Source organism: Grimontia sp. THUN1695, from assembly GCF_059704325.2.
On record NZ_AP046577.1, the window covers coordinates 3,031,496 to 3,057,957 of the forward strand.

26 protein-coding genes are annotated in these 26,462 nt (G+C 52.0%); 15 read left to right on the forward strand and 11 right to left on the reverse strand.

What is annotated here, in order from left to right; translation table 11 throughout:
- Positions 1-13: 13 nt before the first annotated feature.
- The 6 genes from ygjK to AC6IB1_RS17330 form a co-directional block, all read right to left on the reverse strand.
- Positions 14-2,575, reverse strand: coding sequence for an alpha-glucosidase (gene ygjK, locus AC6IB1_RS17305; protein ID WP_497567645.1), 2,562 nt, complete (start codon positions 2,573-2,575; stop codon positions 14-16).
- 242 nt (positions 2,576-2,817) lie between these two features.
- Entirely contained in the window at positions 2,818-3,432 is a 615-nt protein-coding gene (locus AC6IB1_RS17310; RefSeq protein ID WP_497567646.1) for a DTW domain-containing protein, read from the reverse strand.
- 18 nt (positions 3,433-3,450) lie between these two features.
- On the reverse strand, positions 3,451-4,983 hold the full coding sequence (locus tag AC6IB1_RS17315; RefSeq protein ID WP_497567647.1) for a COG3650 family protein: 1,533 nt from the start codon (positions 4,981-4,983) through the stop codon (positions 3,451-3,453).
- Between the two features lie 196 nt (positions 4,984-5,179).
- Entirely contained in the window at positions 5,180-5,980 is an 801-nt protein-coding gene (locus AC6IB1_RS17320) for a Cof-type HAD-IIB family hydrolase (RefSeq protein WP_497567648.1), read from the reverse strand.
- A gap of 136 nt (positions 5,981-6,116) precedes the next feature.
- The gene (locus AC6IB1_RS17325) at positions 6,117-7,118 is read right to left on the reverse strand and encodes an alpha/beta fold hydrolase (protein ID WP_497567649.1); all 1,002 of its coding nucleotides are present in this window, start codon (positions 7,116-7,118) and stop codon (positions 6,117-6,119) included.
- A 149-nt stretch (positions 7,119-7,267) separates the two neighbouring features.
- Positions 7,268-8,869, reverse strand: coding sequence for an AbgT family transporter (locus tag AC6IB1_RS17330; protein ID WP_497567650.1), 1,602 nt, complete (start codon positions 8,867-8,869; stop codon positions 7,268-7,270).
- A gap of 236 nt (positions 8,870-9,105) precedes the next feature.
- Here AC6IB1_RS17330 and AC6IB1_RS17335 point away from each other — a divergent pair, with 236 nt between their 5' ends.
- The gene (locus AC6IB1_RS17335; RefSeq protein ID WP_497569168.1) at positions 9,106-10,107 is read left to right on the forward strand and encodes an acyltransferase family protein; all 1,002 of its coding nucleotides are present in this window, start codon (positions 9,106-9,108) and stop codon (positions 10,105-10,107) included.
- Positions 10,108-10,119: 12 nt separating this feature from the next.
- Here the strand turns inward: AC6IB1_RS17335 and AC6IB1_RS17340 are convergent, their stop codons facing one another.
- Positions 10,120-10,455, reverse strand: coding sequence for a DUF2500 domain-containing protein (locus tag AC6IB1_RS17340; protein WP_497567651.1), 336 nt, complete (start codon positions 10,453-10,455; stop codon positions 10,120-10,122).
- Between the two features lie 242 nt (positions 10,456-10,697).
- Here AC6IB1_RS17340 and AC6IB1_RS17345 point away from each other — a divergent pair, with 242 nt between their 5' ends.
- The 4 genes from AC6IB1_RS17345 (at position 10,698) to AC6IB1_RS17360 (ending at position 12,539) form a co-directional block, all read left to right on the forward strand.
- Positions 10,698-11,060 carry a hypothetical protein gene (locus tag AC6IB1_RS17345; protein ID WP_005501707.1) on the forward strand — a complete coding sequence of 121 codons (363 nt, stop codon included), beginning with the start codon at positions 10,698-10,700 and terminating at the stop codon, positions 11,058-11,060.
- Between the two features lie 201 nt (positions 11,061-11,261).
- Positions 11,262-11,885 (forward strand): lysoplasmalogenase, encoded by a 624-nt coding sequence (locus AC6IB1_RS17350; RefSeq protein ID WP_497567652.1) that lies wholly within the window; start codon positions 11,262-11,264, stop codon positions 11,883-11,885.
- 9 nt (positions 11,886-11,894) lie between these two features.
- Positions 11,895-12,212 (forward strand): putative signal transducing protein, encoded by a 318-nt coding sequence (locus AC6IB1_RS17355; protein WP_115659245.1) that lies wholly within the window; start codon positions 11,895-11,897, stop codon positions 12,210-12,212.
- Positions 12,213-12,302: 90 nt separating this feature from the next.
- Positions 12,303-12,539, forward strand: a complete 237-nt coding sequence (locus AC6IB1_RS17360; RefSeq protein WP_497567653.1) for a YecH family metal-binding protein — start codon at positions 12,303-12,305, stop codon at positions 12,537-12,539.
- Between the two features lie 45 nt (positions 12,540-12,584).
- Here AC6IB1_RS17360 and AC6IB1_RS17365 read toward each other — a convergent pair whose 3' ends face one another.
- Together AC6IB1_RS17365 and rsmD are read right to left on the reverse strand one after the other, a co-directional pair.
- Positions 12,585-12,857 (reverse strand): DUF1145 domain-containing protein, encoded by a 273-nt coding sequence (locus AC6IB1_RS17365; RefSeq protein WP_005501703.1) that lies wholly within the window; start codon positions 12,855-12,857, stop codon positions 12,585-12,587.
- The gene (gene rsmD / locus AC6IB1_RS17370) at positions 12,854-13,489 is read right to left on the reverse strand and encodes a 16S rRNA (guanine(966)-N(2))-methyltransferase RsmD (RefSeq protein ID WP_497567654.1); all 636 of its coding nucleotides are present in this window, start codon (positions 13,487-13,489) and stop codon (positions 12,854-12,856) included. Before rsmD ends, AC6IB1_RS17365 begins: the two co-directional genes overlap by 4 nt.
- 248 nt (positions 13,490-13,737) lie before the next feature.
- Between rsmD and ftsY the strand changes: the two genes are divergently transcribed.
- The 8 genes from ftsY (at position 13,738) to glpD (ending at position 21,834) form a co-directional block, all read left to right on the forward strand.
- Positions 13,738-15,225: a signal recognition particle-docking protein FtsY gene (ftsY, locus tag AC6IB1_RS17375; RefSeq protein WP_497567655.1), complete on the forward strand. Its 1,488-nt coding sequence runs from the start codon at positions 13,738-13,740 to the stop codon at positions 15,223-15,225.
- Between the two features lie 5 nt (positions 15,226-15,230).
- A complete protein-coding gene (gene ftsE / locus AC6IB1_RS17380; protein WP_497567656.1) occupies positions 15,231-15,896 on the forward strand; it encodes a cell division ATP-binding protein FtsE in 666 nt (221 codons plus the stop codon).
- The gene (ftsX, locus tag AC6IB1_RS17385; protein ID WP_497567657.1) at positions 15,889-16,794 is read left to right on the forward strand and encodes a permease-like cell division protein FtsX; all 906 of its coding nucleotides are present in this window, start codon (positions 15,889-15,891) and stop codon (positions 16,792-16,794) included. The genes ftsE and ftsX overlap by 8 nt, the downstream gene beginning before the upstream one ends.
- A 111-nt stretch (positions 16,795-16,905) precedes the next feature.
- Positions 16,906-17,769 (forward strand): RNA polymerase sigma factor RpoH, encoded by an 864-nt coding sequence (gene rpoH, locus AC6IB1_RS17390; RefSeq protein ID WP_497567658.1) that lies wholly within the window; start codon positions 16,906-16,908, stop codon positions 17,767-17,769.
- A 318-nt stretch (positions 17,770-18,087) separates the two neighbouring features.
- On the forward strand, positions 18,088-18,417 hold the full coding sequence (gene glpE / locus AC6IB1_RS17395; protein ID WP_497567659.1) for a thiosulfate sulfurtransferase GlpE: 330 nt from the start codon (positions 18,088-18,090) through the stop codon (positions 18,415-18,417).
- A gap of 22 nt (positions 18,418-18,439) precedes the next feature.
- Entirely contained in the window at positions 18,440-19,276 is an 837-nt protein-coding gene (gene glpG, locus AC6IB1_RS17400) for a rhomboid family intramembrane serine protease GlpG (protein WP_497567660.1), read from the forward strand.
- A gap of 89 nt (positions 19,277-19,365) precedes the next feature.
- Entirely contained in the window at positions 19,366-20,127 is a 762-nt protein-coding gene (locus AC6IB1_RS17405; RefSeq protein ID WP_497567661.1) for a DeoR/GlpR family transcriptional regulator, read from the forward strand.
- 150 nt (positions 20,128-20,277) lie between these two features.
- Positions 20,278-21,834, forward strand: a complete 1,557-nt coding sequence (gene glpD, locus AC6IB1_RS17410) for a glycerol-3-phosphate dehydrogenase (protein WP_497567662.1) — start codon at positions 20,278-20,280, stop codon at positions 21,832-21,834.
- A 60-nt stretch (positions 21,835-21,894) separates the two neighbouring features.
- Here the strand turns inward: glpD and AC6IB1_RS17415 are convergent, their stop codons facing one another.
- Positions 21,895-22,305: a flagellar basal body-associated protein FliL gene (locus AC6IB1_RS17415; RefSeq protein ID WP_040528063.1), complete on the reverse strand. Its 411-nt coding sequence runs from the start codon at positions 22,303-22,305 to the stop codon at positions 21,895-21,897.
- A 157-nt stretch (positions 22,306-22,462) separates the two neighbouring features.
- Here AC6IB1_RS17415 and AC6IB1_RS17420 point away from each other — a divergent pair, with 157 nt between their 5' ends.
- Together AC6IB1_RS17420 and ubiA are read left to right on the forward strand one after the other, a co-directional pair.
- Positions 22,463-22,999 (forward strand): chorismate--pyruvate lyase family protein, encoded by a 537-nt coding sequence (locus AC6IB1_RS17420; RefSeq protein ID WP_497567663.1) that lies wholly within the window; start codon positions 22,463-22,465, stop codon positions 22,997-22,999.
- Positions 23,000-23,860, forward strand: a complete 861-nt coding sequence (gene ubiA, locus AC6IB1_RS17425; RefSeq protein WP_497567664.1) for a 4-hydroxybenzoate octaprenyltransferase — start codon at positions 23,000-23,002, stop codon at positions 23,858-23,860.
- Positions 23,861-23,919: 59 nt separating this feature from the next.
- Here ubiA and plsB read toward each other — a convergent pair whose 3' ends face one another.
- Positions 23,920-26,352 carry a glycerol-3-phosphate 1-O-acyltransferase PlsB gene (plsB, locus tag AC6IB1_RS17430; RefSeq protein ID WP_497567665.1) on the reverse strand — a complete coding sequence of 811 codons (2,433 nt, stop codon included), beginning with the start codon at positions 26,350-26,352 and terminating at the stop codon, positions 23,920-23,922.
- Between the last annotated feature and the right edge of the window lie 110 nt (positions 26,353-26,462).

Below are 26,462 nucleotides of genomic sequence, written 5' to 3' on the forward strand. Positions count from 1 at the left end.
TGGTTTCTGGCGTTTAGAAAAAGTCCCGGTAGAGCATGTAAAGATGCGCTGCACTCCATGAGAAGTTGGATGCACCCTGTACCGCCCCAGTCTCCGGGTTGTAGTTTTCCCGGATCGCCCCATCTGCTGTCATGCCTTCTGCGTTTTCAAACAACTGGTGGGCCATTTGTACCGCTTCTGGGCCGTAGCCATATTTTTCCATCCCTTTCACGCCAAAGTAGAACTGATCCAGCCATACACGACCACGCCAGTAAATATCCTTGCCGTAAGCCGGGTTAGTCTGGCTCGCGGTGGGCAGTGAAATGCCGTAGCCCGGGAATGCCTCTGATGTTGCAAACTCTTTCGGGTCAGTCATGGTGCGGATCACGCTGTCAGCATGTTCCTGTGTTGCTGCGCCATTAAACAATGGCCCCCAGCCTTCAGGTCCCCGTCCGCGTTCCACCAAAGGTTGGCCAGCACACATCACCCCATTCTTTTTATAGGCGGTGTCTTTACCGTTTTGGTCAACCATGCGGATGTCGTAGTAGAACCCGCTTGCTTCATCAAACATGCAGGTGTTGATGTAGGTTTTGATCTTCTCTGCGCCAATGCAGAATTCTTCTGCGCGATCTTTGCCCTTAACCCCAGCAGACACTCGCTCAGCCATGTCAGCGAGATAGAAGTTATCAGAGTACATGTAAGAGGCCTGATCGACTGACTCCTGCAGCATGGAGAAGCCAAGCAACTTGTCCGTTTCTTTATCGCGGTTTTCACCAAAACGGACCTGCCAGTCTTTACGGGCACGGTCGAGATCGCCATTGTAGGTTTTGTCTGCGTAAGCCTTGAGCTGCTCTTCATCGATAAAGCCAAAGCGGGCAGCGTTATCCATACCGGACTCCCAGCCTGCCGCTTCCTGAGCGCCGACATGGAGATCGGAGTAGATTACTTCGTCCAATACGCGGTTGTAGTTGTCCACGCCAATGACCCGGTACTGCTTCTCGCCATTAACGTTATCAATCAAGATGGCATCGTTGCCAAACTTGGTGGCGAGATCTTCTTTGGTTACCACTTCTACATACATCCGGCCATCATTGGTATTGTGGGCAGGATCGACAGCGGCACCGTACTCCGGCACGCCGTTGCCATTGTGGTCGCGGTTGGTCAGCCACCAGTCATGGTAGGCAACAAGCTTTGGATACATTTCGTCAATCCATGCCTGCGCATCAGCAGGACGATTAAACTCGTCACGCAAGGCATGGTAAATCTCCATCACAGCCCATGCAGCCAAAGAAGGCTTGGTGTTGCGTTCGTTCCAGTTTTCAGCGCCGGCACCACCGCGTGATTCCGGTGCGGTATAGGTCACCACGTCCAGAAGATACCCTTTGTCCTGCGGGCGGATAGGGTCGTTGTCCTGCACTTGGTACTGGAACACGGTACGGATGTTTTCCATTGCCACATCCGGGTTGAAGTGCGCCATGGCATATGCCTGCTTCCAGGTATCCCATGGCCAGGTCAGGTTGCCGGAGAACCAACGTGCGGTCACCGATGGGGTCACGGTGTCGTGTTCAATGTCACCGGCGGCAGAGCGCCAGTTACCGTTCAGTGTCATCATCGCTTTTACACCGACACGTGCCTGTTCCTGACTTGCGTGGGTATTCGTCAATCCACGTGTGAGGTAGTTTGTCCAACGCTGTTTTGTTGCCTCCATGTAGGTGTTGGGGTTTTGCAGGATATCCGCAATTTTTGAGGCTTCTTCTTTTACTTCCTGAGCATTGTGTAGGTAGGAAAATGTCGTGTAGAGCCGTTGTTCTTGACCGTGTTTTAACTGAAGTTGCGCGGTCTCTTTATAGGAAAGGCCATCAATGTGGGTTTGCGTGTCGACGGAGCGTGCTATCACAAAGGTTGCATCAGCATCGTTGCGAATGGCCCAGTTGTCTTTCATTTCATTACTGGAGATAGAAAGGCCAAGGTCTGATTTTTCAATGCGGCGGCCGTACTCTGGGTACTGCTCGTCCACGGTTTTCTCGGGAGCGGTTGAGATGGCATGTGTCAGCAAAGTGCCTTGCCACTCGGCGGTAAATGTGCGGTCCTGACCACTGAGATCGGACAATTTGGTTTCCAACAGCGATGTGCGGTTTGTGGCAAAGCGAAGTGTCATGGTGACCAGTAAGGTGGGCGTTTTGAGCTCCTGGACCAGGGCATCCGGTGTACTGTAGAGGTTGGCGTCTGCAAGTGAGAGGTCTATCACATCACCCGATTCATTATCCGTCAGGATGAGCTTATCGAAAGTCTGATCTGACATGTAATGGGCGTATTCTTGGGTGACTTGCATGATGCCCCCCACTGCGCCATAGCCTTGTTCATCGGCGGGCAACAAGTGGCCATGCCAGGCACCGTTATCGACAAAAGCGTTGTACTTAAGATTGCTGTAGCTGTCGTAGTCACGGAGGAACTGCGGGTTACCGTGACGGTTAAGAATATTGGTGTATTTATCAAGAGATACACTATTGTTAACGACGACATCGTTATTGTTGCATCCCGCGAGTGCCAAAGAGAGAAAAATACATGCAGAAAGAGGGGCTAACTTAAACGTCATTCTTATACCTATCTATGATCCCAGGAGGTTTGGTTTGCCTAGAAAAATTGGCGGCAATCATAGAGTGGGTTATGGGAATGGTTTGAAATGAAGATCACGGTGAAACGCTTTGTTACGCGAAATTACATTGCGTTCATCTGTAAAGTAAATGAACGGCCAATTTATGTTGATAATAGATTGATTTTTAAAACTTATATTGGGTGGTCTTAGAGCGCTGGTCCGTGTTAGTACATGTTTCACCTTTATCTTTTTTGTAACGGCTGATGGTGTCTATCTGCTTCAAATATCTGCATAAATTTTTCAAAGTACTTATCTACCGCGGCAGCATTGTCTGTTTCTCCCATCGCTGCCAGCAACACAGTTCCCACTTCACAGGTGCACAGTGATCCGTTTGGTTGGTTGCGACGCAGTGTGTAGCGGGTGGAAAGCCCCTCCGGTAGCTTTATCATAGGGACAGTCTGGAGCCAGGGGCTCTGGCGCAGCATTTTCCGAGCCTGCTGCCAGGTGGCATCGACAATGATGAAGTGAACAGGCTTAGTTTGCAGTGCGGCATTGGAGCCGGAAAATACGGTATCGAGCGCGATAGCATGCGCTTCCGGAAACACCAGATATGGCTGTACCGCCGGGTCGGCAAGCAGGGTGAGCAAGGCTGTTGGTGGCGTTTTGCGTTGCCAGATATGCCGCCTGCAATGGGGCAGTGCCTTTTCGAGCAGCTGGCCGGTGTTGGTGGTGCGCGCGGCTTCTGTTTCGTGCATTAAGAGCTCAATACGCACCCGACTGTCGAGCGTTGGCGCCTCACCACACAGGCAGTTGTAATGAAAGCCACAGGATGGACAGGGTCTGGGCTTTTCCGGCATCTCGGATTTCCTGTCCACTTATTCCAGCGCAATGCCCTGTTGCTGCGGATAAACCCCGTCAGCAAACAGGTAGAGCTCGGCGCTGTCCGGTAGCAGGACTTCCGGTGCAACAGAGGGGTTGCCGGGATAGAGTTTGCCATCGAATGCCAGTACCCGGGAGGCGGCTTTTGCACCGCCACCGCCGACCGGCATCACAAGGTCATGCCAGCCATGATGGGTGGTGGTACTCATCTGAAACGGTAAATGCACCAGCGTGATGCGGCTGTTAAAGCGCCATACCTTGTTGTCGTTGGCAAACACCAGCAGGGTGCAGCCACCGCTGCCGCACCAGTCAGTAAAAATCAGCAGCTCGTCCTGAAAATCCCCGTTAAGATCCTGCGTGAGCCAGCGATAGCGGGTGCCTGCAGCCTGCTTTACACCTTCCTCACCGAGATAGTCCCTGAATGCAGCATCGACGTTTTCATTGAATGTGGCGGAGCCTTTCACGCCAGTGGCGGCATTGGGCTGCTGGTGATTGCCGACCATCAACGACAGTGTAAGTCCTTCAGGCCCAAGGCTATACTCCTGGCCATTGATTGTTTCCTTATCGGCATTCAGGGTGAATCCCTGGCGGGTAAACAGGCGTTCACTGACCAGGTATTGCCCTTGGTGCCGGGTCATCATCACCTGTACTTTATCTTGGCTGATCTGTTGCCAAATACCGGTTTCTTCCACTGCGTCTTCCCCTGCCTGAGTGTAGCGGGTGGTCGCAGTGTGGTCGGGATTGAGCGCCAAGGTGGTGGTCAGTGAATTGCCGCCGATATTGGTCACGCCCTGATACTCGCCGACCCAGTGCAGTGTTGGGTCATCAGCGGCCAGCGTCGCACAGCCGTTCAGGGTTTGATTGCCTTTGGTGAAGGTCGAGGTCCAGCCGTAAATGCTGTCGCTCATGGTGTCATTGCAAAGCGCTGGGCGCAGGGTAAGTGTCGCACCGTCTGCCCGGTAAACGCGGGCAGCGGAAGAGATGTCGTGCCCGATCAAGGTAAATTGCTCCGCTTCTACACCGGGTTGTTGGTACTTAAGTGTATTGCCATCAATAGACACCGACCAGAAGGGCTCATTGCCTGATGCCACCGTACGGTTTCGAGGTTGGTTGCAGCCGTCGATTTCGACGGACATCAGGTTCAGTTGTGTGACCTTGAACGTTGCCGGGTAATCTGCGGCAAAGCCATCATAGGCGGGCTGCACAAACTCACCGATCAGTTCGCCGTAGACATTCTGATACGGTCCCATGGTCAGTGCCTGCCCGCCTTGATCCAAGGTAGCAGGAAGATCGAGCCAATACTGAGTATTGCTGCCGCACGGGGTAATAGCACGAACTTCATGGCCGAGTGTCACTTCTCCACGCAGCATAAAACGTTGAGGCGAAGCACCGGTTTCTGCTTGCGGGGATACGTCGTCGGTGCTCCCCTGATCTACAGGGTTTGTAAGCGTGAAGCTGCAGGCAGACAGCAGGGTAGTCGCACAAAGTAATCCCAGTGTGTGGGCGAAAGGGGGTTTTTGGGTATTCAACAGACATTCCTCTTCTCATTCTGTGCCTGATTGGATTAAATCCTAACAGGACTCAAGGCAGCAATAGGGAAATTATGGCGTATTGGCTGATGAAATCCGAGCCGCAATAGCATGAGAATATCGCGATGTTAAAAAGGTGTGCATAAAAAAACGGCAGCAAGGGGGAGTGCTGCCGTTTGGGAATCTACCGCGCGACTCAGCCCAGTAGATGGGTTTCAAGGTAGTGAGCGACTGCCTCTTCTGCGTTACTGCCAATGACTTCGTTATCTGGAAGGGCCGCTTTTACGCGTGGGTGTGCGGTTGCCATAATGAGGCCTTTTTTCGCCGCACCCAGCATTTCTACATCATTCATTCCGTCACCAAACGCAATACAGTCGTCCAGGCTGAAGCCTTTGATTTCTGCGACTGCTTTGAGCGCTTCACCTTTAGAAACGCCAGAGCCCATTACTTCCAGACAAAACGGGGTGGAAAAGGCCACACTGATGTTGTCACCAAAGGTGTCGATGAACGTTTTCTCATAACCCATCAGGTAATCATGGTCATGGCGGATAAAGAATATTTTTGCCACATCATCAACCGGTGGGTTATTGACGTTGAACTTTTTAAAACTGAAGCCTGAATCTTTGTGGTATTTTGCCAGGTCTTCATCCACGCGGTTCAGCAGCCAGTCGTCTTCACGATAGATGTGAATAGTTACGGTTTCATCGTCTTTTACCATCTCTACCAGTTGGGTAACCACCGCAGGGTCAACGTTATGACTGAAGATCAGTTGGTCGTTTTCATCATGCACCCGCGCACCGTTTGACGTGATCATGCAGGCTGGGATGCCGACATTTTTGCGGATGTGAGCCACATCGATGTGATGACGGCCTGTAGCAAAAACAAAGTGCTTACCTCTGGCATGTAAACGTTGCAGGACATCGCAGGTAAAGGGAGCGATAGTGTGTTTTGGCGTTAGCAAGGTGCCGTCGAGATCGGATGCAACGATGTTGTACATGGATACCTCAATAGGAAAGCAGAGATGCGTTAATGCTCTCAGTGTATCCAGAAAAAGGGGAAAGAAAAGGGATCAAAATGTCGGCGTTTATTTCCTGTTTCTGAAAAGCCGACATCTGTATCCGGGGCTAGACGGTTTACTCCTTTACGCCTTCACCGTTGAGGGTGTTGAAAAATTCAAGTATCAGGGTTAGGGATTTATCGCGAATGGCGTCAACTTCAAATAGCAGTTCATGGCGGGAACCTGACAGAATTTCAAACTGGATTGGCAGGCCTGCCGCCTGACGGTCACGGTGGAACTGGAACATAGCCTGGTTGCAAACGACCTGATCGCAGGCCGCTTGCATCAACAGGATGGGTATCTCGATGTCGGTGGCCGCGTTATGTATGCGTCTGCAAGCCTCCATACTTTGCCAGATCCACTGAGCACTGGGGCCGCCGACTTTTAGTGTCTCATCTTTGTCATACAGTTCGCGGAACCACTGGTAGCGGGCTTCCGACTGGGTCAACAGGTTGTGCTTGAATGGTTTGGTCCAGTAGGGCACCTGACCCGGTGCAAAGCCTGCAGGATGTTGCAGCTTTGACAGCACTTTACACAGCGGTTTGGCGGTCACTTGCAGGGTCCGGGAAAGATTAATGCCAAACATAGGCGCGCTCAGGGCCAGCGCATCAATGGCATTGGGTTTACGTGCCGCGTACAGGGTTGAGATTGCCCCGCCCATGGAGTGGGCCAGAATCATGCGTTGCTGGTGGGTTTTCCGGGTGACAATGTCGTTAATGAAGGTCTCGAGATCGTTCACATAGTGTTCAAAGTCGACAACATGGCCGATGTCACTGCCGGTAACCAGACGCTGGCTGTGTCCCTGTCCACGATGGTCATAGCTGTAGACATCAAAGCCCTGGTTGAAAAGATCGAAGAAGAGTTCCTGATACTTGGCGACCCCTTCGATACGGCCATTCACCACCACAATCGCCCTGGTGTGCTCTGGCTTGGTAAAGGCACACCAGTTAAGGCGCAGTCCGTCATGACCGACAAACTCCCCTTGTTGGCGGCTGGCCCAAAATGGGGCAATGGCCTTTTCCATGGTCTCTGTCAGTGCATCCTCGCGGGAAAATAAAAAAGGGTGTTCAATTGGCATGTGGATTCCGGTGCTATTTTCTTATTAGCATATCATTCCATGGTGAATATGCCTGAGTGGAAGATTCTATCAGTTGCAAAAGAGTCACGCCCAACAGAAAAGAAAAACAGCCAGTAAAGACCGGCTGTTTAGGGAGGGATATTTCACACTTATTGCTGGAAGTTGAAATAGGTCTCAGCTCCGGGACCGACTGGCAGGCCTGCCACGAAGACCCACAGGTAGAAGAACAGGCTCCAACCGACCAGGAAAATCAGGCTGTATGGCAGCATGGTGGCAATCAGGGTGCCGATACCCAAATCCCGTTTGTAGCGTGCCGCGACTGCCAGAATAAGTCCGAAGTAGCTCATCATTGGGGTAATCAGGTTGGTTACTGAGTCACCGATACGGTATGCCGCCTGAATGGTTTCCGGCGCGTAACCCACCAACATCAGCATGGGGACAAAGATAGGGGCGGTGACTGCCCACTGTGCCGATGCTGAACCGAGGGTCAGGTTGATGATGCCGCACATTAAGATAAAGGCGAAGAACAGCATAGGACCGGTCAAACCGATACTTTGCAGGAAGTCAGCGCCGCCTACTGCAATCACCTGACCGAAGTTGGTCCACTTGAACAGGGCCACGAACTGCGCGGCAAAGAACACCAGCACGATGTAAAGTCCCATGGCACTGATGGACTTTGCCATGGCATCAATCACATCACGATCGTTTTTCATCGTGCCGACAGTTTTGCCGTACACAAAGCCCGGGATAGCAAAGAACACCAGAATGAATGCCACGATGCCTTTCAGGAACGGAGAGCCTGCTACGGCACCGGTTTCAGGATGACGCAGAATGCCCCATTCTGGCACGATGGTCAGGGCCAGGATGGCGGACACTGCGAGTGCTGCGATACCGGCGTTGCGCATCCCGCGCTTCTCAAGATCTGTGACCTTGCCAGCAGCCTGGGCTTCAAAGTCTTCTGCTGCCATTGACTGGTCATAGTTGCCCAGTTTTGGCTCAACGATTTTCTCAGTGACCCATGCACCAAGGATGGTGATCAGAAAGGTTGAAGCGAACATGAAATACCAGTTTGCCTCGGGGCCGACAACATAGCCTGGCTCAATCATCTGGGCTGGGGTTTCGGTAATACCTGACAGCAGCGGGTCGACCGTACCCAGCAACAGGTTTGCTGAGTAGCCACCGGACACACCGGCAAATGCAGCTGCCAGACCGGCTAATGGGTGTCGGCCCAGTGAGTGGAAAATCATTGCTGCCAGCGGGATAAGTACTACATAACCGAGCTCAGAGGCGGTGTTAGAGACGATACCGGCGAACACCACTGTCAGGGTCACCATGCGCGCAGATGCCCCCATGACCATAGAGCGCATGGTGGCAGACAGCAGGCCAGAGTGCTCAGCGATGGCGACACCCATCATGGCAACCAGTACGGTACCCAGAGGGGCAAAGCCAGTGAAATTTTTCACCAGGTTGGTCACAATCAGCTGAACGCCTTCTGCGTTAAGCAGGCTGTTGACATAAATCATGCCATCCGCTGCACGGCCAGCTGCGCCTTCCGGGCGTGGATCAGTCACTGACAGGCCAAAGTAGCCGGCGATGCCTGATGCGAAGAAAATGATCACACAAAGCAGGGCAAACAGGGTCACCGGGTGTGGCAGAAGGTTACCGAGGAATTCAACGGTATCAAGAAAACGGGAAAAAAGTGTCTTACTTTGCTTCCGTTGGGGGTGTTGTTGCGAAGCTGATGACTGCATCAGATCCTCCATGTTTTACAACTGTCCATTTTTGATTGATAAGCATCCTAGGTCATAAAAACGCAACAAAGCAATACTTGATGCTATTTAAGTGATCTTTATTGGCGATAAAATTTAAATATTAATTAACAACCGGCATTTAGTATTGTTTGCTTTCTGCTCATATTGATGAAAATATCATCGTCAGGTGGGGTTGGAGTGATACATATGGGATCGAACGTACGATGAATGGGGAAATTCAGAAAAAAGTCTTTTATATCGAACTGTTGCGAGTTGTAGCTGCGTTTGCCGTTGTTGCTATCCATGTGCTTGGGCCTTATCGCTTCCTAATGGGGGAAACGCCCGACGCAGATTGGGTTTCCGCCATTGCCATTAATGGCGCAAGCCGTTGGGCCGTCCCGGTTTTTATCATGATCACAGGTGCATTATTGCTTTCAGACACACGCCCTTTTTCGGTGAAGTACTTTGTCCAGCGGCGGGTAATGAAGGTCTTGTTACCGTTTGTTGCGTGGTCGGTTTTTTACGCAGTGCTGGCGGGAATATCGTTACAAAATGTAAATTGGTCAGAAACCATACAGCGTCTCATCGCGTTTCCTGTTGAAGAAACCTACTATCATCTGGGTTTTTTCTATTACTTTATTCCGCTTTATTTTCTGGTTCCCCTATTACGTCCTGTTGCCCAGCGGGAAGATTCTGGGTTGCTTTACGCTTTACTCGGCAGCTGGCTGGTACTTTGCGCGGCGAGACTGATGGGAATGTCACTGGGGTGGGTCGAGGATCTGGTGTTGTATGGCGGTTATCTGCTGCTGGGGTTTGTGCTCCACCAAAGCAAACTGCCGCTGAAGTGGCTGTTGTTTTTGGGGGGGCTGGCCTTGGTGGCTACCGAGTACACGGCGATTTCTGAAAGTGTCTCAAAAAACCGATACACAAATGCAGGCTGGTTTTCCTATAAGACACTGAATACGGTCTTGATTGCAGCCATGGTGTTCAGGCTTTGTCAGGGCTGGGCATCGCATATATCAGGTGCTGCCCAGTGCACAGTGACCCACATCAGCCGACATTCACTGGGCATTTATCTGGTACATCCGTTGATTTTGTGGCCAGTGAGGGAGCTCGCTTTTATGCCATCCATGGCCTGGCTGACCATTCCGCTGATGACACTGGCTGTGTTTGGGCTGTCTTACATCGTGAGTGTGGGGCTGTCGAAGTCACGTTTCACCGCATGGCTGGTGCCATAAACCAGTAAGGAGTCAGTGGCGCTGCATTTTGGCAAAGTGGACAAACTGGGCGCCGCGATAAGTCAAGGTGCCGTAATCACCTGGGTGCAGAGCATGGTAGTAGTGGATCCCGACCTGGAATTCGCGTTTGGGGCCACCTTCCATTGGTTCTACATAGATCCAGTATTCTTCAGGATCTTGATGCTGCTGCGGGTTGGGGATCGCGACGGCCTGCTTATCAAGAATACGGATATCAATCGTCCGTTCTTCAGCGACTTGTCCTATCAGGTGCTTTTGCATGGTCAGTACAAAGTAAACGCCCGCTATCACCGCCAAGGCGCCTACAAGTAATAACAGTGAAACTGGCACGGCTCTCTCCTTTTCTCCGGTCAACCACATTCCAACGCGCTGGAATGTGGCAGGGATACAGTCGGCAAAGTCTACTTCACACACGGTTTCTACAAACCCAGCGGACGGAAATTTCGTGATCCACTGCACTTATACAGCGCAGGGATGGCGCTAACGTTAGTTAAAGTGCATTCTCACTTTTGGTGTTATGACGTAATCTAATGTCATGGAACGCATTGCATGCAAAGAGAAAGGAGGCCCTCATGGAGGATATTGCCATTGTCGTGAGACAAAGTCGGCGCCTGGAACGGCTTCTCAAAGAGCATTACCACGCCAAGGGGCGGGGGTTACACGAGTTGGTGAGCAGTTGTCAGGAGCGTCTGCCACATGATGTGATTGCCAAACTGCGCTTTATTGCCACGGTGCGCAATAAAGCCGTGCATGAAGACGGTTATGAGGTCGATGATATGCGCGGTTTTATGAGCGCGTGTAAACAGTGTGAAAAAGAGCTGTTGCCGCGTAGTAGCCGGACCATGTGGCGGATTGCCCTGTTTCTCATCTTTGCGGTCACGGCCGGGGCGGTGTGGTTTTACGTAGAGAACTGGCGCCATATTGTTGGCCAATAACATGAAATGAAACACGGTTCTCCATGATTTTTCTTTTTATCGATACTGAGCGTAACACATTAAAATACCCAGTTTTTTAAGCAGGCCGTGCAGAGGGGCTGGCGTGTTTTTTCTGCCTTGTTCGCTTTCTGAGAGGTAGGCAGTAGACTTTCCATCTTGCATCTCTAGACTTGGTTGGCTCGCAGTTTAGAGGAACACATCATGTTGAGTTGGGTTGCCGTCTGTTTTTCCGGCTTACTGCATATCAATGCGGCTTACAAAGGGCCACAATGGCAGTTCTACCTGTTCAAACCACTGACCATCGCGCTGATGATTACTATTGCGGTGATGAGCGGAGAGAGCAACATTTATACCCACCTTATTCTTGCCGGGTTGGTATTTTCCCTGCTGGGAGATGTCTTTTTGATGTTGCCTAAAGACCGTTTTGTTCCCGGTCTTATCAGTTTTCTGGTCGCCCATATCCTTTACAGCATCGCTTTTTGGCAACAGTTTGAGGGGCCGATGGTCTGGTGGTTACCCTCCCTGATTGGTGCTGCAAGTGTGATTATTTTCCTGCTGCTGCTTCCCAACCTCGGCACCTTGCTGATCCCGGTGGGTCTTTACATCGCTGTGATTGCCCAAATGGCCTGGGGCGCGGGTGAATTTTGGATGAATGCCCAGTCGCAAGCGGCGGCCCATGCTTTCGGGGGCGCGCTGCTGTTTATGGTGTCAGATACCGTGTTGGCGTTTGACCGTTTTAAAGGTCCGTTCAGGACATCGGTACTGCTGATCATGAGTACCTACTTCTGTGCCCAGGGACTGATCACGCTTTCCGTATTGTTATAGGAGCCTTATATGTCGTGGGTACAAGTGTATAGCGCCAGTAATTCACTTGAGGCACACAGTTTGAAAGGCATGCTGGAGAGCATGGGGATTGAGGTGGTTCTGAAAGGGGAATCCCTTGCCAGTGCGACGGGAGAGCTGCCGGCCGATGTGATTGCGGTGACGTTATGGGTTGAAGAGTTGCGAGAGAAGAAAGCCTTGGCGGCATTGAAAGAGTACGAAGCGCAGGGGGATACAATCTGGTTTTGTTCAGGTTGTGGTGAAGAGAACGGGGGAAGTTTTGAACTATGCTGGCAGTGCGGCTCACCCCACAATGGATCGAAACCTTAACTAAAAGCACAATAAGCTTTGCGCCATATCAAGTTGTTACCAGCGAAGCTGTGATTTGATATGTGCGTTTTTTCACCGAGCGGAGCTAACATGTCTGCATCTATTCATGTCCACGAGATCTTAAATCATCTCAAGCAGCAACCTATGTCTGAACAGGCGCTAGCGCACTGGGTTGAGAGTCAATGGGGCACTGAAGCATGTTTTCACACCTGCAGCCGGCAAGCGCTTTCCTTCAGTGAAGTGCTCACGTTTTTGCATCGCCGCAAAAAAATCGTTGAAGAGATGGGCACTCTTTCCGTTAATGAAGCGCGGGTTTGTAACCACTAAGGCTGTTTAATCGACCAGAGGCCTTTGTCACTCTGGTCGAACATGTTATTGACTGACCATATACTTACGGCGAATATCGAGCAGGGCAAAAATGCCAAACAGCAGGATTGACCACTTTTCCCATTTCGTCATAGTGATTTTGTCACCGAAGGCACCGATAAAAATCAGCATCTGCAGGCCGTGCATACAGAATAGAAAGGCGGTCATGATATAAAGCGCCATCGCGGCGACCCCGGGAAAGGGGTGGACGATATTGGCGATCAGGACAAACCAGACAAAGCCGATGGCCGCTTTTGCTAACAGGATGAGTGCTTTCATTTTTCCTCTCTTTGATACAGCCGGAAACTGACTTGTCCGGCATGCTTTTCCTTAACCATGTCCCAGTGCGCCGGCACGACCGGTTGTCCCAGCTCTTTCTCTGCCTCAATGTAGACCAGCGCGTTGTGGCTTAGCCACCCATTGTGTTCAAGTTTGTTGATCACATCACCCAGTAAGTCTTTGCGAAATGGCGGGTCGATAAAGACCACGTCAAACGGCTGCCCCTGATTGGAAAGATAGGTCAGGGCATCGGTATTGTGCACCGTGGCGTTATCTGCTTTCAGGGTGTTGAGATTCTGGCTGATTTGTGTCGCTGCGCCTTTATCCAGCTCCAGCAAAGTGACGTGTCCGGCGTGGCGGGATAAGGCTTCGAGGCCTAGCCCACCGCTGCCTGCGAAAACATCCAGACAGTGTGCCTCATAAAGATCGGCTGCCAGCCAGTTGAAGACCGTTTCTTTGACGCGGTCTGTGGTCGGGCGCAAGCCTTCCACGTTCTTTACCGGCAGCTTACGGCCTCGCCATTTGCCGGAAATGATGCGGACAAAACCGGTGCCGCCTCCTGTATTGGCCGTTGAAGCGTGTCTGCGACCCATGTTCCGGTTCGCAGGGTTTTTAGGGTTACGTCTTACCATAGATTTTTTGACCGCTAAGAAGGTGTTAGACTATACGCTTTCGGTAATGGCACTGCATTTCCCCCAATCTTATTCAGTTAGTCAGCGACGTCAGGGCTTTCGGCTCTTTTCGCCGGAGTGGCTGCGTCGATAGGGTATGCATGTTTCGCCGTTACACCACTGCGCTCGCTGGGGCGCAGTGTTCACAGTTTCTAGATCAGCTCGTGGTTACCGGGCTGATTGTACCAATCAAGCTTTAGGATTTGCCAATGGCAGAAAAAAAGAAACGCGGATTTATGTCCTGGCTGGGTTTCGGCCGAAAAAATGACGAACAAGAAGAACAGCGAAAAGCCGAAGAAGCACGCTTAGAAGCAGAAGCTAAAGCCCGCGCTGAAGAAGAAGCCCGCCAGCAGGCTGAGGCAGAAGCCAAGGCCCGCGCTGAAGAGGAAGCCCGCCAGCAGGCTGAGGCAGAAGCCAAGGCCCGCGCTGAAGAGGAAGCCCGCCAGAAGGCAGAGGCAGAAGCTAAGGCCCGCGCTGAAGAGGAAGCCCGCCAGCAGGCAGAGGCAGAAGCCAAGGCCCGCGCTGAAGAGGAAGCCCGCCAGAAGGCAGAGGCAGAAGCTAAGGCCCGCGCTGAAGAGGAAGCCCGCCAGCAGGCAGAGGCAGAAGCTAAGGCCCGCGCTGAAGAGGAAGCCCGTCAGCAGGCAGAGGCAGAATCCAAAGCCCGCGCTGAAGAGGAAGCCCGCCAGCAGGCAGAAGCAGAAGCCAAAGCGGCAGAAGAAGCTGCACGCCTTGCGGCTGAAAAACCAGCACAGGCTGAGCAGGAAAAACCGAAAAAAGAAGGTTTCTTTGCCCGCCTGAAACGTGGTCTGCAGAAAACCAAAGCCAATCTGGGCGCGGGTTTCTTCGGTTTGTTCAGCGGTAAGAAAATTGATGATGAGCTGTTTGAAGAGCTGGAAGAGCAGCTGCTGATTGCCGATGTGGGCATGGAGACCACCACTAAGATCATCGACAGCCTCACCGACAAAGCATCACGCAAAGAGTTGAAAGACGGTGAAGCACTGTACGGCATCCTCAAGCAAGAGATGGCAGATATCCTGAGTAAGGTGGAAAAGCCGCTGGACGTTGAGAAAAAAGATGGCCCCTTTGTCATCTTGATGGTTGGCGTCAACGGCGTGGGTAAAACCACCACCATAGGTAAGCTTGCCAAGCAATTTCAGCAGCAGGGCAAATCAGTCATGCTGGCGGCAGGTGACACTTTCCGCGCAGCCGCAGTCGAACAGCTGCAAGTTTGGGGTGATCGCAATAACGTTCCTGTGATTGCACAGCACACAGGTGCGGACAGTGCATCAGTGATCTATGACGCGATTGAAGCTGCAAAAGCACGTAATGTAGACGTAGTGATTGCTGATACTGCGGGTCGCTTGCAAAACAAAGCTAACCTGATGGAAGAGCTCAAGAAAATCGTCCGCGTGATGAAAAAGCTAGACGAAAATGCGCCGCATGAAATCATGCTGACCATTGATGCAGGCACAGGCCAAAATGCGATCAGCCAGGCGCGTCTGTTTAACGATATCGCCCCACTTTCCGGTATCACGTTGACCAAACTGGACGGAACGGCGAAAGGTGGCGTGATCTTCGCGGTGGCAGATCAGTTCAATATCCCAATCCGCTTTATCGGCGTGGGTGAAGGCATCGACGACTTGCGTCCGTTCGTTGCGGAAGACTTTATCGAAGCTCTGTTTAGTCGGGAGGACTGATAGACGTGATTCAATTTCAGCAGGTAAGCAAAGCCTACCGTGGTGGGCAACAAGCACTACAGAAAGTGAGTTTTCACTTACCCAAGGGGGACATGGCATTTTTGACCGGTCACTCAGGGGCAGGGAAAAGCACCCTGCTGAAATTACTGTGTGCGATTGAGCGGCCAAGCGACGGACAAATACTGTTTAATGACCATGACATCTCACGTATTGCGCGAAAAGACATTCCTTTTCTGCGCCGCCATATCGGCGTGATTTTTCAGGATCACAAACTCCTGATGGACCGCAGCGTGTTCGATAACGTGGCCTTACCATTGCGCATTGAACAGGCCAGTGAAAACGACATCAAAAAACGTGTTTCCGCGGCGCTGGATAAAGTGGGCTTGCTGGATAAAGCGGCATGTTTGCCTATTCAGCTTTCCGGTGGTGAGCAGCAGCGCGTCGGCATAGCCCGTGCGGTGGTTAACCGCCCAATGGTGCTGGTGGCTGACGAGCCAACCGGTAATCTGGATGCTGATCTGTCTGCGCAAATCATGGAGCTGTTTCGTCAGTTCAATCAGGTCGGCGTGACAGTCTTGATGGCGACTCACGATACATCGCTACTCAACCGTTACGATATGCGGCGGTTTGAACTCAATCAGGGGCATTTGTCAGAGGTGGTTCGTGACTAATTTTATTTCCGTGCATAAACAACAGGGTAGTCAGGCACTCCGCGATTTACTGGCGAAGCCGTTGGGCAACCTGTTGACGGTTCTTGCACTGGCATTCTCACTCGCTTTACCTGCCACCCTGTTTATGCTGGCAAAAAACGTCATGTTGGTGACGCAAGAGTGGCAGGCTCCAAACCAACTGACGGTGTACCTCAATCCGGTGTCAGAAGATCGCGCTGAGGCATTTGGCAAAACGCTGGCCGGTTGGCCGGACGTGGCGACCGCTGAGTATATTTCGCCGGAACAGGGACTCACTGAGCTTCGACAGATTCAGGGTTTTGAAGAAGCGGTCAGCCTGTTGGATGAAAACCCGTTGCCGGCGGTGGTGGTGTTGACGCCATCCTCTGACCGGGCAGAGGATGTGACTGCGCTGGCGGCCAGATTGCGCGCCGCTCCTGAAGTAGAAGAAGTGCGTCTTGACAGTGACTGGTTGCAGCGCCTTTCTGCGATTGAATCCCTGGTGCTGACATTAACCTGGGTGTTTTCCGGTCTGATGTTAATGGCCGTATTTCTCATTATTGGGAATACCCTGCGTTTGCAAGTCCTGAGCCAAAAAGAAGAAATTCAGGTCATGAAGCTGGTTGGTGCGACGGACAGCTATATCCTGCGTCCGTACCTTTATACCGGTGTGTGGCTGGCACTGGCTGGGGCACTGGTGGCCTGGATCGTCGCCACGATCAACAGCCTGCTTTTGGATGCTGCCGTCGCGAAATTGGCTACACTGTATGACAGTGGTTTCCGCCTGGCGGGTCTCAGCCTGGATGAAGGTTTGATTCTGTTGATGGTGGCGGGCTTGATAGGGCTTCTGGCTGCAAAGCTTGCAGCCACAAAACATTTACGGGAAATTGAACCTGTTTAATAAATAAAGGTCACAAAAGGGTACCTACTTGCAGTTTTTTTGAACTTAAGTAGAGTATGGCAGTTGCCCTGAGGACAACACAATCTTCGATACATTCGAAAAGAGGTGAAAATGACAGCAGAGATGCATGCACTGGCCCCCATCTCCCAGGATAGTATGGACAGCTATCTACAGCAGGTAAACAGCTACCCAATGTTGACCGCTGATGAGGAGCGTGAGCTGGCAGAACGTCTGCACTACGAAGAAGACCTGGATGCGGCGAAAAGCCTGATCCTGTCTCACCTGCGCTTTGTTGTTCATATTGCCCGTGGTTATTCCGGTTACGGTTTGCCAATCTCTGATCTTGTGCAGGAAGGGAATATCGGCCTGATGAAGGCGGTAAAACGCTTCAACCCGGAAGTGGGTGTGCGTTTGGTGTCTTTTGCGGTTCACTGGATCAAAGCCGAAATCCACGAGTACGTGTTGCGTAACTGGCGTATCGTGAAAGTCGCGACCACCAAAGCTCAGCGTAAGCTGTTCTTCAATCTGCGAAAATCGAAAAAACGTCTGGGCTGGTTCAATGCCGAAGAAGTGAATATGGTTGCAGAGCAGTTGGGCGTTGATGCAGCAGAAGTGCGTGAGATGGAATCTCGTCTTGCTGCGCAGGATGCAGGGTTTGATGCTGGCGTCGGTGATGACGAGCGCGAAGGTGGTGCAGTTGCACCGGTTTTCTATCTGGAAGACAAAAGCTCAGATATTGCCACCAACCTGGAATCCCAAAATTGGGAGGACCATACCAATCGTCGTCTGGCGCAAGCCATGTCGGGGCTTGATGCACGTAGCCAGCACATTATCCGTTCACGCTGGCTGGATGATGACAATAAGGTGACCTTGCAGGAGCTGGCTGATCATTATCAGGTCTCAGCAGAGCGTATCCGTCAGCTTGAAAAGAATGCGATGCGTAAATTAAAAGATGCTGTGGGTGATGCCCTGTAATCGCCCGTTATCGAGACAGAAACCGGCCACGTGCCGGTTTTTTTGTCTCTGTTAATTCGTCAATATGCTCCTCCGGGAAATGTTTTCCACAGCTTTATTACGATCAACACTACATATTGTGGATCCTTCTTCATCAAGCTACTTTATCAACGCAATCCACAGTTTTTTCCACAGGTGGTGAAAGTTCATACAAATCCCTTAAAATCTCTATGGCCTGGTGAAGAAAAAAGTCATGTACAATGCCGGTTTTACGTGTCTTTGCGGGCCTTTCGACAGGGATACGTTGATTTATCTGGTTTAACGGGAGTGGAATAACCCATGGAACAATTTGCGCATATCTCTGTGACGGACGCGTTGGCGATGCTGGAAAGTGACGATCATCACGCTGTGATGGTGGATATCCGAGATCCTCAGTCATTTCAGCTATCTCATCCACAGGGGGCATTCCACCTTACCAATGATACTATTGTTGAGTTCATGAATGAGGTTGATTTCGAGCAGCCTGTGCTGGTGATGTGTTATCACGGCGTCAGCAGCCAAGGGGCGGCGCAATATTTGATCAATCAAGGTTTTGAGCAAGTGTACAGTGTGGATGGAGGGTTTGAGGCCTGGCGCCGACAGGCCCTCCCGGTGGCATCGGGCATCTGATTGCGAATAACGAAGAGGTACTATGATAAGGCTGACTGCGCTTTCCAATCCCAGGGCCGCACAGGCGTTTATTGATTATATGGCATCACGGAACATTGCGATTCACATGATGCCGGAAGGGGAAGGCCAGTTTGCCTTGTGGCTGGCTGACAGCCAGCACCAGGTTGAAGCAGAAGCGGAGCTTGATGTTTTCCTGCAAAATCCTATGGCTGAAAGATATCAGGCTGCCTCGTGGGAGATGGCAGAAAGCCGTACTGCCCAATTTTTCTACCCACGCCAGGGATTGCTGGCGTCACTGAAACAAAACGCAGGTCCGTTTACGCTGACCGTGATGGTGATTTGTATCGTGGTGTATGCCGGGCTGACGCTGGGCTTGGGTAACGATGTATTTTCGCTGCTGCACTTCCCGGCAACAGAGGCGCAGCAATGGCAGCTCTGGCGCCTGTTTTCCCATGCGCTGCTCCATTTTTCTGCCACCCATATCGTGTTTAACCTGCTGTGGTGGTGGGTACTTGGCGGCAAAATTGAGCAACACAGTGGCAGCACCAAGTTGCTATCACTGTTTCTCCTTACTTCCCTCTTTTCCGGTCTTGGCCAGTATGTTTTCGATGGGCCTGCGTTCGGCGGTATGTCCGGGGTAGTCTATGCGCTGCTGGGTTATCTGTGGTTAATGGGCACACTCGCGCCGGATCGTGGGCTTTCTATTGAACCGGCTTACGTTGGCTTTATGCTGCTTTGGCTGGTGGTGGGCTTTTTCGAACCGTTTGGTATGGCGATTGCCAACATGGCGCACCTATTTGGTTTGGTGTCCGGCTGTGCGCTTGGCTTCATCGACGCCAAATTGAGACACCTACGCTAACCTTGCTCACCCCTTGTGTACGCCGGATTGGCATTCCCAGTGTAGCCACGTAAACTGTGAGCAGTTTTTACTTTTGCGCAGGGGATGCCGTGAAACAAACATTACGTCACCGGGAAATACTCGATCTTGTCCGAAGCAAGGGTTACGTCAGTACTGATGATCTGGTGGCCCACTTCGATGTCAGCCCCCAAACCATCCGTCGCGATCTCAATGAGCTGGCGGCAGAAAACAAAATTCGCCGCCAGCATGGCGGGGCAACCATTCCCTCCAGCTCTGTGAATACCGCCTATGATGCCCGTAAGGTAATGCAGCTGGATGCCAAAAACCGTTTGGCACAAGCGCTGGTGGCACACATTCCTGATGGCGCCACCCTGTTTATTGATATTGGCACCACCCCTGAAGCGGTGGCCCGCGCTTTGTTGAATCATCAGGATTTGCGTATTGTGACCAATAACCTCAACGCTGCCAGTATCCTGATGGTGAAAGAAGATTTCCGTATCATCATGGCGGGTGGGGAAGTACGTAACCGTGATGGTGGGATCATAGGGGAAGCGACGCTGGATTTTGTCTCCCAGTTCCGTCTCGACTTCGGCATTCTCGGGATCAGCGGTATCGACCACGATGGCAGTCTGCTTGACTTTGACTACCACGAAGTACGGGTAAAGCAGGCGATCATGCAAAACAGCCGCTCTGTGATGCTGGCGGTTGACCATACTAAATTTGGCCGCAACGCCATGGTCAATGTCGGTGACATCGCACAAATTGATATGTTGTTCACCAATGCCCCATTGCCAGAGCCGTTGCAGGCCAGAATGCAAGAGCTTGAAACCTTGGTGGAAATGGTCGAATGAATACTCTTTCTGTTACCGAAACCGCCGTATGGCGGTTTTTTTGTCCCTATTTTGAACAAATTTTCACTATTTAGCCATTGGGATTGTGAAATATTTGTACTAAAATGCTCGGAAACGAAAATCAAATGTTCGTATGAGCGTGAGGGTAAAATGAATCAGGTCAGGGAACAGGAAAACCACAACCAAAACAATCATCATGATGACGTGCTTGATGTCATTGTGGTGGGTGGCGGGATCAACGGTGCGGGTATTGCGGCAGATGCGGCGGGGCGGGGGCTGAAAGTCGGCCTTTATGAGGCCGCAGACTTTGCATCGGCAACCTCGTCGGCCAGTTCCAAACTGATCCATGGTGGCTTGCGCTATCTTGAGCACTATGAATTCCGCCTGGTGAGTGAAGCGCTTGCTGAACGTGAAGTGCTACTCAAAAAAGCCCCGTTCCTTGCCTGGCCGATGCGCTTTCGCTTACCACACCGTCCGCACCTGCGACCAGCCTGGATGATCCGTATCGGGCTGTTTCTCTACGACCACCTTGGCAAACGGACAACGCTCCCTGCCAGTAAAGGGATTCGCTTTGGTGACAGCTCGGTACTGAAAACGGATATCACAAAAGGGTTTGAATACTCTGACTGCTGGGTCGATGATGCGCGCCTGGTGATGTTGAATGTGATGGATGCAGCTGAGCGCGGCGCCGAGGTACGTAACCGCTGTAAGGTGGTAAAAGCCAAGCGTCAGGGAGGTCTGTGGTACGTAGAAATCCAGGACACCCTGACCGGCGAAATCCTGACCCGCAACGCCAAAGTACTGGTGAATGCGGCCGGTCCCTGGGTGAAAGCCTTTTATGATGAAAGCACCTCGCTGACATCTCCCCGTGGCATTCGCCTTATCAAAGGTAGCCATATTGTGGTGCCTCGTGTCCACAGTGAAGATGCTGCATACATTTTGCAAAATGAAGACGGGCGTATTGTGTTTGTGTTGCCCTACCTTGACCGTTTCTCAATCATTGGCACCACAGACGTGGAATACAAAGGTGACCCGCGTGATGTCGCCATTGAGCAGCAAGAGATTGACTATATCCTGTCGGTGTACAACCAGCATTTCAAGCGCCCGTTAAGCCATGACGATGTGGTATGGACTTACAGTGGTGTGCGTCCGCTCTGCGATGATGAATCAGACTCTCCGCAAGCGATTACCCGTGACTACACCCTGGATTTGGATGACAACGGCGGCGATGCGCCAATGCTCTCTATTTTCGGCGGCAAGCTGACCACATATCGCAAACTTGCCCGTGCAGCCGTGAACAAACTCGCTCCTTTCTTCCCTGATATGGGGCCGGATTGGACGGCTGATCAGGTTTTGCCGGGCGGGGAGGGGATTGCCAGTTTTGATGATGTTCAGCAGCGCTTGAAACGTGAATACCCATGGATGGACGCATTCACCGCCCACCGTCTGGCAACCACCTATGGCAGCCGTGTCTGGGTGTGGTTAGACGGTGTAAAAACAGCGGCGGATCTGGGTGTCGATTTTGGTGAAGGGCTGACCCAGAAAGAGGTCGACTACCTGATGGCATCAGAATACGTGCAACGTGCAGAAGATCTGTTGTGGCGACGTACCAAGCTGGGGCTGTATCTTAATAACGCCCAGCAATCGACGCTGTCAGATTACATTGCCCGCAGCTTGCAGAAGGAAGATGAGGCGGTCACAGCTTAAATTGACGGCGTAGACAAACACGCAAGGCGGCTTTTGGGCCGCCTTTGCTATCGGGTTCACTTACTGGTAGAGGTATTTAGTAAACAACAGGTCGGTCAGCACTTTCTGGTTGGTTTCGGCGAGCAGCATCGCATTTACCTTATCCAGACACGCTTTACGGATCGATTCCCTGCCGGACAGTGATTTGATCCGGACTTCGTTTTCCTGACTTAGCATTTCAATAATGGCATCGCGGATCAGCGGCTGGTGATATTCCAGCATCTGGAGCAACGATGGATCATCCACCATCAGGTCAACCCGGACATTAATAAACCCGAGTTTGCGGCCTTCCGTAATAAAGTTAGTGGTTATCTCTGGCTCAAGCGTAAAATAGCTGAACTGTGTGTCATTCCCTTCCTCACTTGCCATTGAAGGGAAGGTGACCAGCAGAGACAATATTAAGGCGAAAACCGCCGTGATATTTTTTTTCATGGTTTTTGTCAAACCCCGGATTTCGTCAATCTCTTATGGTAGTTTAGCTGCGCGTCAGAAGACACAGCTGTGTACAATAGCGCACTGCTAATACTAAACACTATTGGCCTATTCGGCGAAGGTTTTGTGTTTTTTTTGCTCTTTTGCTCAGGATAACATGTCAAAATTCAAGGAATTACACTTGCAAGCTCTCATGGATGCAGCTTGGGAGGAGCCGGAATGGCAACGGCTTGAAGCATCCCCAGTGGGGTCGTGGCTGCTTGAGCGCCACTCCATGACAGAACGGCTGAAAGCACATTGTCGCACCCTGACGGTCGAGCTGCTGGGCCTGCATGAAATCGAACAATCAGCCTTGTCTGACAATGAAAGCACCCTGCTGGGTGATCAAGCCTGTATGGTACGTGAAGTGGTGTTGTCGGGAGATGGCAAAGCTTGGTTGTGCGCCCGCACGTTAGTGCCCAAGTCAACGCTGACGGAGAAAGAACAGGATATTGCGGAGCTAGGCGCTGTGCCCCTTGGGCAGCGTGTCTTTAACCAGGCGAATGCAAGGCGCGATGCGATTGAAGTGGCGACCGTAATGGTGGAAGGCCAACCGCTGCTGGCGCGCCGCTCGCGTTTGTGGGTTAACGAAAAACCTATGCTGGTTTCTGAGTTGTTTTTACCTCACGCCCCGGTATATCAGGAGGAAGGCTAAATGGATGCGGCCAAGGCGAAAGCGTATTGGCAATTAACACGCATGGACAGGCCTATCGGCAGTTTGCTGTTGCTCTGGCCAACGCTGTGGGCATTGTTTCTGGCTGCTGACGGGTTACCGGACCTGCATGTTCTGGTGGTGTTTGTGTTGGGCGTTGTCATGATGCGCGCAGCCGGTTGCGTGATTAACGACTATGCTGACCGCAATTTTGATGGCCATGTAAAACGCACCAAGGCTAGGCCTTTGCCTTCCGGTCTGGTGACGGCAAAAGAAGCGTTGGCCCTGTTTGGGCTGTTGGTGCTCGGTGCCTTCCTGCTGGTATTGACGCTTGACCCGCTGACCATCAAATTGTCCGTGGTGGCGGTGTTACTGGCATCGGTATACCCCTTTATGAAGCGTTACACCCACATGCCGCAACTGGTGCTGGGCATGGCGTTCAGCTGGGCGATCCCCATGGTCTATGCGGCGCAGTCCGGTGAATTACCGCCTGTGGCCTGGATGCTGTTTCTGGCCAACGTCGCCTGGACCGTGGCCTATGACACCCTGTATGCCATGGTTGACCGTGATGATGACCTGAAAATCGGTATTAAGTCATCCGCCATCTTGTTTGGCCGCTTTGACAAGATTGCCGTGGGCATCCTGCAACTGGTCACTGTTTTGCTTTTGGTACTGGTAGGCGACCTCTGTGGGCTTTCTGCGATCTACTACTGGTTCCTGCTGGCGGCTTCCACGCTGTTTGTCTATCAGCAGTGGCTGGCACGCGGTCGCGAGCGTGACCCCTGTTTTAAAGCCTTCCTGAACAATAACTATGTCGGCATGCTGGTATTTATAGGTATAGCGCTGGCTGTTTTGTTCAAGTAATCCACGTTCAAAGCCAAAAAACTCGCCACTTAGGCGAGTTTTTTGTTTCCGGGAGATGTTCAGTTTTCTGAGGACTGGTTCAGGATAGCCTGGATAGTCAGTTGCACGTCCGGCGAGATCAGGCCGAAGACGCATTCACGCAGCGCTTCAATCCGCTCTGCACAGGCATGGTCGTCATCATTCAGGTAACCTTCTTCTCTTAAGGAATTCAGCAAGGTGCTGAATACGCCCTTGTCAAAAAACTCCGGTGCATTGATACCGTGCAGGCGGCTCAGGCGCTGTGCCATCATCTGGCTTTGTTGTTCCAGATCTGACTTGGAGGCATCTGGCTCATGGCTGAACAGAGTCAGGGTGATGGCATAACGTTGCAGGGTTTCGGTAATGGTGCGTCCCAATAACTGAAGCTGGGTCAGCTTGGCGTTGTTGCAGCTGATGGTGTCACCGTCGAGGGTGATCAGTGACTGGCGTGCCATTTCAGTCAGGATCGCATCGATGTAGTTTTCCAGCGTCGCCTCATCAAAGCTCATAAACAATTCGGCTTTGAGTAGTGGGTAAAGCTTACGAACGGCATCCATCAGGTTTTCACGGGAAACACTGTTATTGAACACCAGCGTTTGCGCGATAAGTGATGGCAGCGCAAACAGGTGAATGATGTTATTGCGGTAGAAGGTCATCAGGATTGCCTGCTGGCGATCGAGCGAAATCACTTCGCCCAGCGAGTCTTTCTCAACCACGAATTTGTTCAGGGTCAGCGCATGCTCAACCAGCTCCTGTGCTGACTCTGACGGCACCGTACTGGTTGCTGAATATGGTACCTGACGCAGCAGTTCGAGGTAAATCGTCAGCTGTTCTTCCAGTGTTTCCCGGCTCAGTGCACGCTGTCGGGACGCCAGCAATGCAGTGGTGCACAGGGTCAGGGCGTTGGCTGCGGCAGCATCGTTGATCTTGGTCATCATATGCTCGGCAAGCTCATTGACCACGGGATTCAGCCAGTTCGGACGCTGTGGCTCAATGGGGTTGATGTCTTTTTGCCACTCTGGGACTTTTTCGTTCAGGAAGTGGTTCACCGTGATAGGCTCACCAAAGTTGACATAACCCTTGCCGTAGTTGCGCAGTTTGCGAACAATCCCCAGTACCTGACCGAAGCTTTCTTTCTCCTTGCGCTTGCCTTGCAGCTCCTTGGCATAGGTGCTTACTTCCATTACGTGCTCGTAACCGATGTACACCGGTACCAGGGTGACCGGGCGTTTCAGGCCGCGCAACATAGCCTGGATGGTCATTGCCAGCATGCCGGTTTTGGCCGGCAGCAGACGGCCGGTACGCGAGCGCCCACCTTCAGAGAAATATTCCACGGAGTAGCCTTTGGCAAACAGCTCTGCCAGGTATTCACGGAACACGGTGGAGTAGAGGCGGTTGCCCTTAAACGTACGGCGCAGGAAAAACGCACCGCCACGACGGAAAATCGGGCCGGCCGGGAAGAAGTTCAGGTTAACACCCGCAGCAATGTGCGGTGGCACCAGTCCTTCTTTATACAGCACGTAGGACAGCAGCAGGTAGTCCATGTGCGAACGGTGGCAAGGCACGTAGACAATCTCGTGTCCATCCTGCGCAAGCTTACGTACGCGTTCGGCGTTGTTGATATTCAGGCCCTGATACAGTTTGTTCCAAAGCCAGGTCAGGATGCGATCACCGTAGCGGATCAGGCTCGGTGAGAAGTCCGCCGCAATTTCTTCCATCATCTCGATGGCTTCTTTACGCACTTTTTCTACCGGCACATTGCGGCTTGCCGCTTCGTCCTGCACCGCTTTGTCGATAGCTTTCGATGCCAGCAGGCGTTTGAACAGCAGCTGGCGGTTGGGCAGGCCAGGGCCGGATGCGGCCATTTTCTGGCGCGAGAAATGGATTTTCGCTACCCGTGCCAGTTTGTTGGCAATCGTGGTGTCCGTGCCATGTTTGTCCGCCATGTAGCGCAGGGAAACGGCGTTACTCAGGCGTACCATGCTGTCACGGCCCAGGGTCAGGATGGTGTAAAACTTCTGGAAGGCATTCAGCGCTTGCAGGGCAGGGGCTGCCGGGCGTGACTCATTGCCGGGATCGCGGTTCCAGACGACAGATGCCGGCACCATCTGGATATCGAGTTCGCTATCGCGCTTGTGCAGTTCCAGCCATTCGGTGAACAGGGCAAGGGAATCTGCCGGTATCGGATCGCTGTCTTTAAAGATGCGCTTGCCTTCGGAGACAAACACATAACGTGGCAGGCTTTTTCCGCCAAGTTCAAGTGGCTCAAGCGGATCGGGCAGTCCCAGTTGCAGACAGCTGCTGCGTAGGGTCAGCAGATCGGTATGAGAGCGGAAAGGCAGTACGTAAACCATTGGACGGGTCAAATCCAGATCCAGCTGGTTTATAGGGTCTGACGGAATACTGATGGTTTTTACCAGCACCGACAGGGGTAAATTCAGTAACGTGTGATATATCGATTGGCAAGCAGACATCTGATCGCAGCCTCTTATATTTAATGCGTGGCAAGTCTAGCAGAAAACGTCCCCGAACTTGCAGGGAAATGACGTGGTTTGGCGTCATTATGTCAGCCCTGAGCCAGCAT

Coding starts and splice junctions, on each gene's coding strand:
- AC6IB1_RS17320 (WP_497567648.1), bottom strand. CDS start 5,980: ATGTACAACATCGTTGCATCCGATCTCGACGGCACCTTGCTAACGCCA.
- AC6IB1_RS17360 (WP_497567653.1), top strand. CDS start 12,303: ATGTCTGCATCTATTCATGTCCACGAGATCTTAAATCATCTCAAGCAG.
- AC6IB1_RS17330 (WP_497567650.1), bottom strand. CDS start 8,869: ATGCAGTCATCAGCTTCGCAACAACACCCCCAACGGAAGCAAAGTAAG.
- AC6IB1_RS17415 (WP_040528063.1), bottom strand. CDS start 22,305: ATGAAAAAAAATATCACGGCGGTTTTCGCCTTAATATTGTCTCTGCTG.
- AC6IB1_RS17310 (WP_497567646.1), bottom strand. CDS start 3,432: ATGCCGGAAAAGCCCAGACCCTGTCCATCCTGTGGCTTTCATTACAAC.
- glpE (WP_497567659.1), top strand. CDS start 18,088: ATGGAACAATTTGCGCATATCTCTGTGACGGACGCGTTGGCGATGCTG.
- glpD (WP_497567662.1), top strand. CDS start 20,278: ATGAATCAGGTCAGGGAACAGGAAAACCACAACCAAAACAATCATCAT.
- AC6IB1_RS17345 (WP_005501707.1), top strand. CDS start 10,698: ATGGAGGATATTGCCATTGTCGTGAGACAAAGTCGGCGCCTGGAACGG.
- AC6IB1_RS17355 (WP_115659245.1), top strand. CDS start 11,895: ATGTCGTGGGTACAAGTGTATAGCGCCAGTAATTCACTTGAGGCACAC.
- AC6IB1_RS17350 (WP_497567652.1), top strand. CDS start 11,262: ATGTTGAGTTGGGTTGCCGTCTGTTTTTCCGGCTTACTGCATATCAAT.
- AC6IB1_RS17365 (WP_005501703.1), bottom strand. CDS start 12,857: ATGAAAGCACTCATCCTGTTAGCAAAAGCGGCCATCGGCTTTGTCTGG.
- ubiA (WP_497567664.1), top strand. CDS start 23,000: ATGGATGCGGCCAAGGCGAAAGCGTATTGGCAATTAACACGCATGGAC.
- AC6IB1_RS17420 (WP_497567663.1), top strand. CDS start 22,463: ATGTCAAAATTCAAGGAATTACACTTGCAAGCTCTCATGGATGCAGCT.
- AC6IB1_RS17325 (WP_497567649.1), bottom strand. CDS start 7,118: ATGCCAATTGAACACCCTTTTTTATTTTCCCGCGAGGATGCACTGACA.
- rpoH (WP_497567658.1), top strand. CDS start 16,906: ATGACAGCAGAGATGCATGCACTGGCCCCCATCTCCCAGGATAGTATG.
- ygjK (WP_497567645.1), bottom strand. CDS start 2,575: ATGACGTTTAAGTTAGCCCCTCTTTCTGCATGTATTTTTCTCTCTTTG.
- plsB (WP_497567665.1), bottom strand. CDS start 26,352: ATGTCTGCTTGCCAATCGATATATCACACGTTACTGAATTTACCCCTG.
- ftsY (WP_497567655.1), top strand. CDS start 13,738: ATGGCAGAAAAAAAGAAACGCGGATTTATGTCCTGGCTGGGTTTCGGC.
- glpG (WP_497567660.1), top strand. CDS start 18,440: ATGATAAGGCTGACTGCGCTTTCCAATCCCAGGGCCGCACAGGCGTTT.
- rsmD (WP_497567654.1), bottom strand. CDS start 13,489: ATGGTAAGACGTAACCCTAAAAACCCTGCGAACCGGAACATGGGTCGC.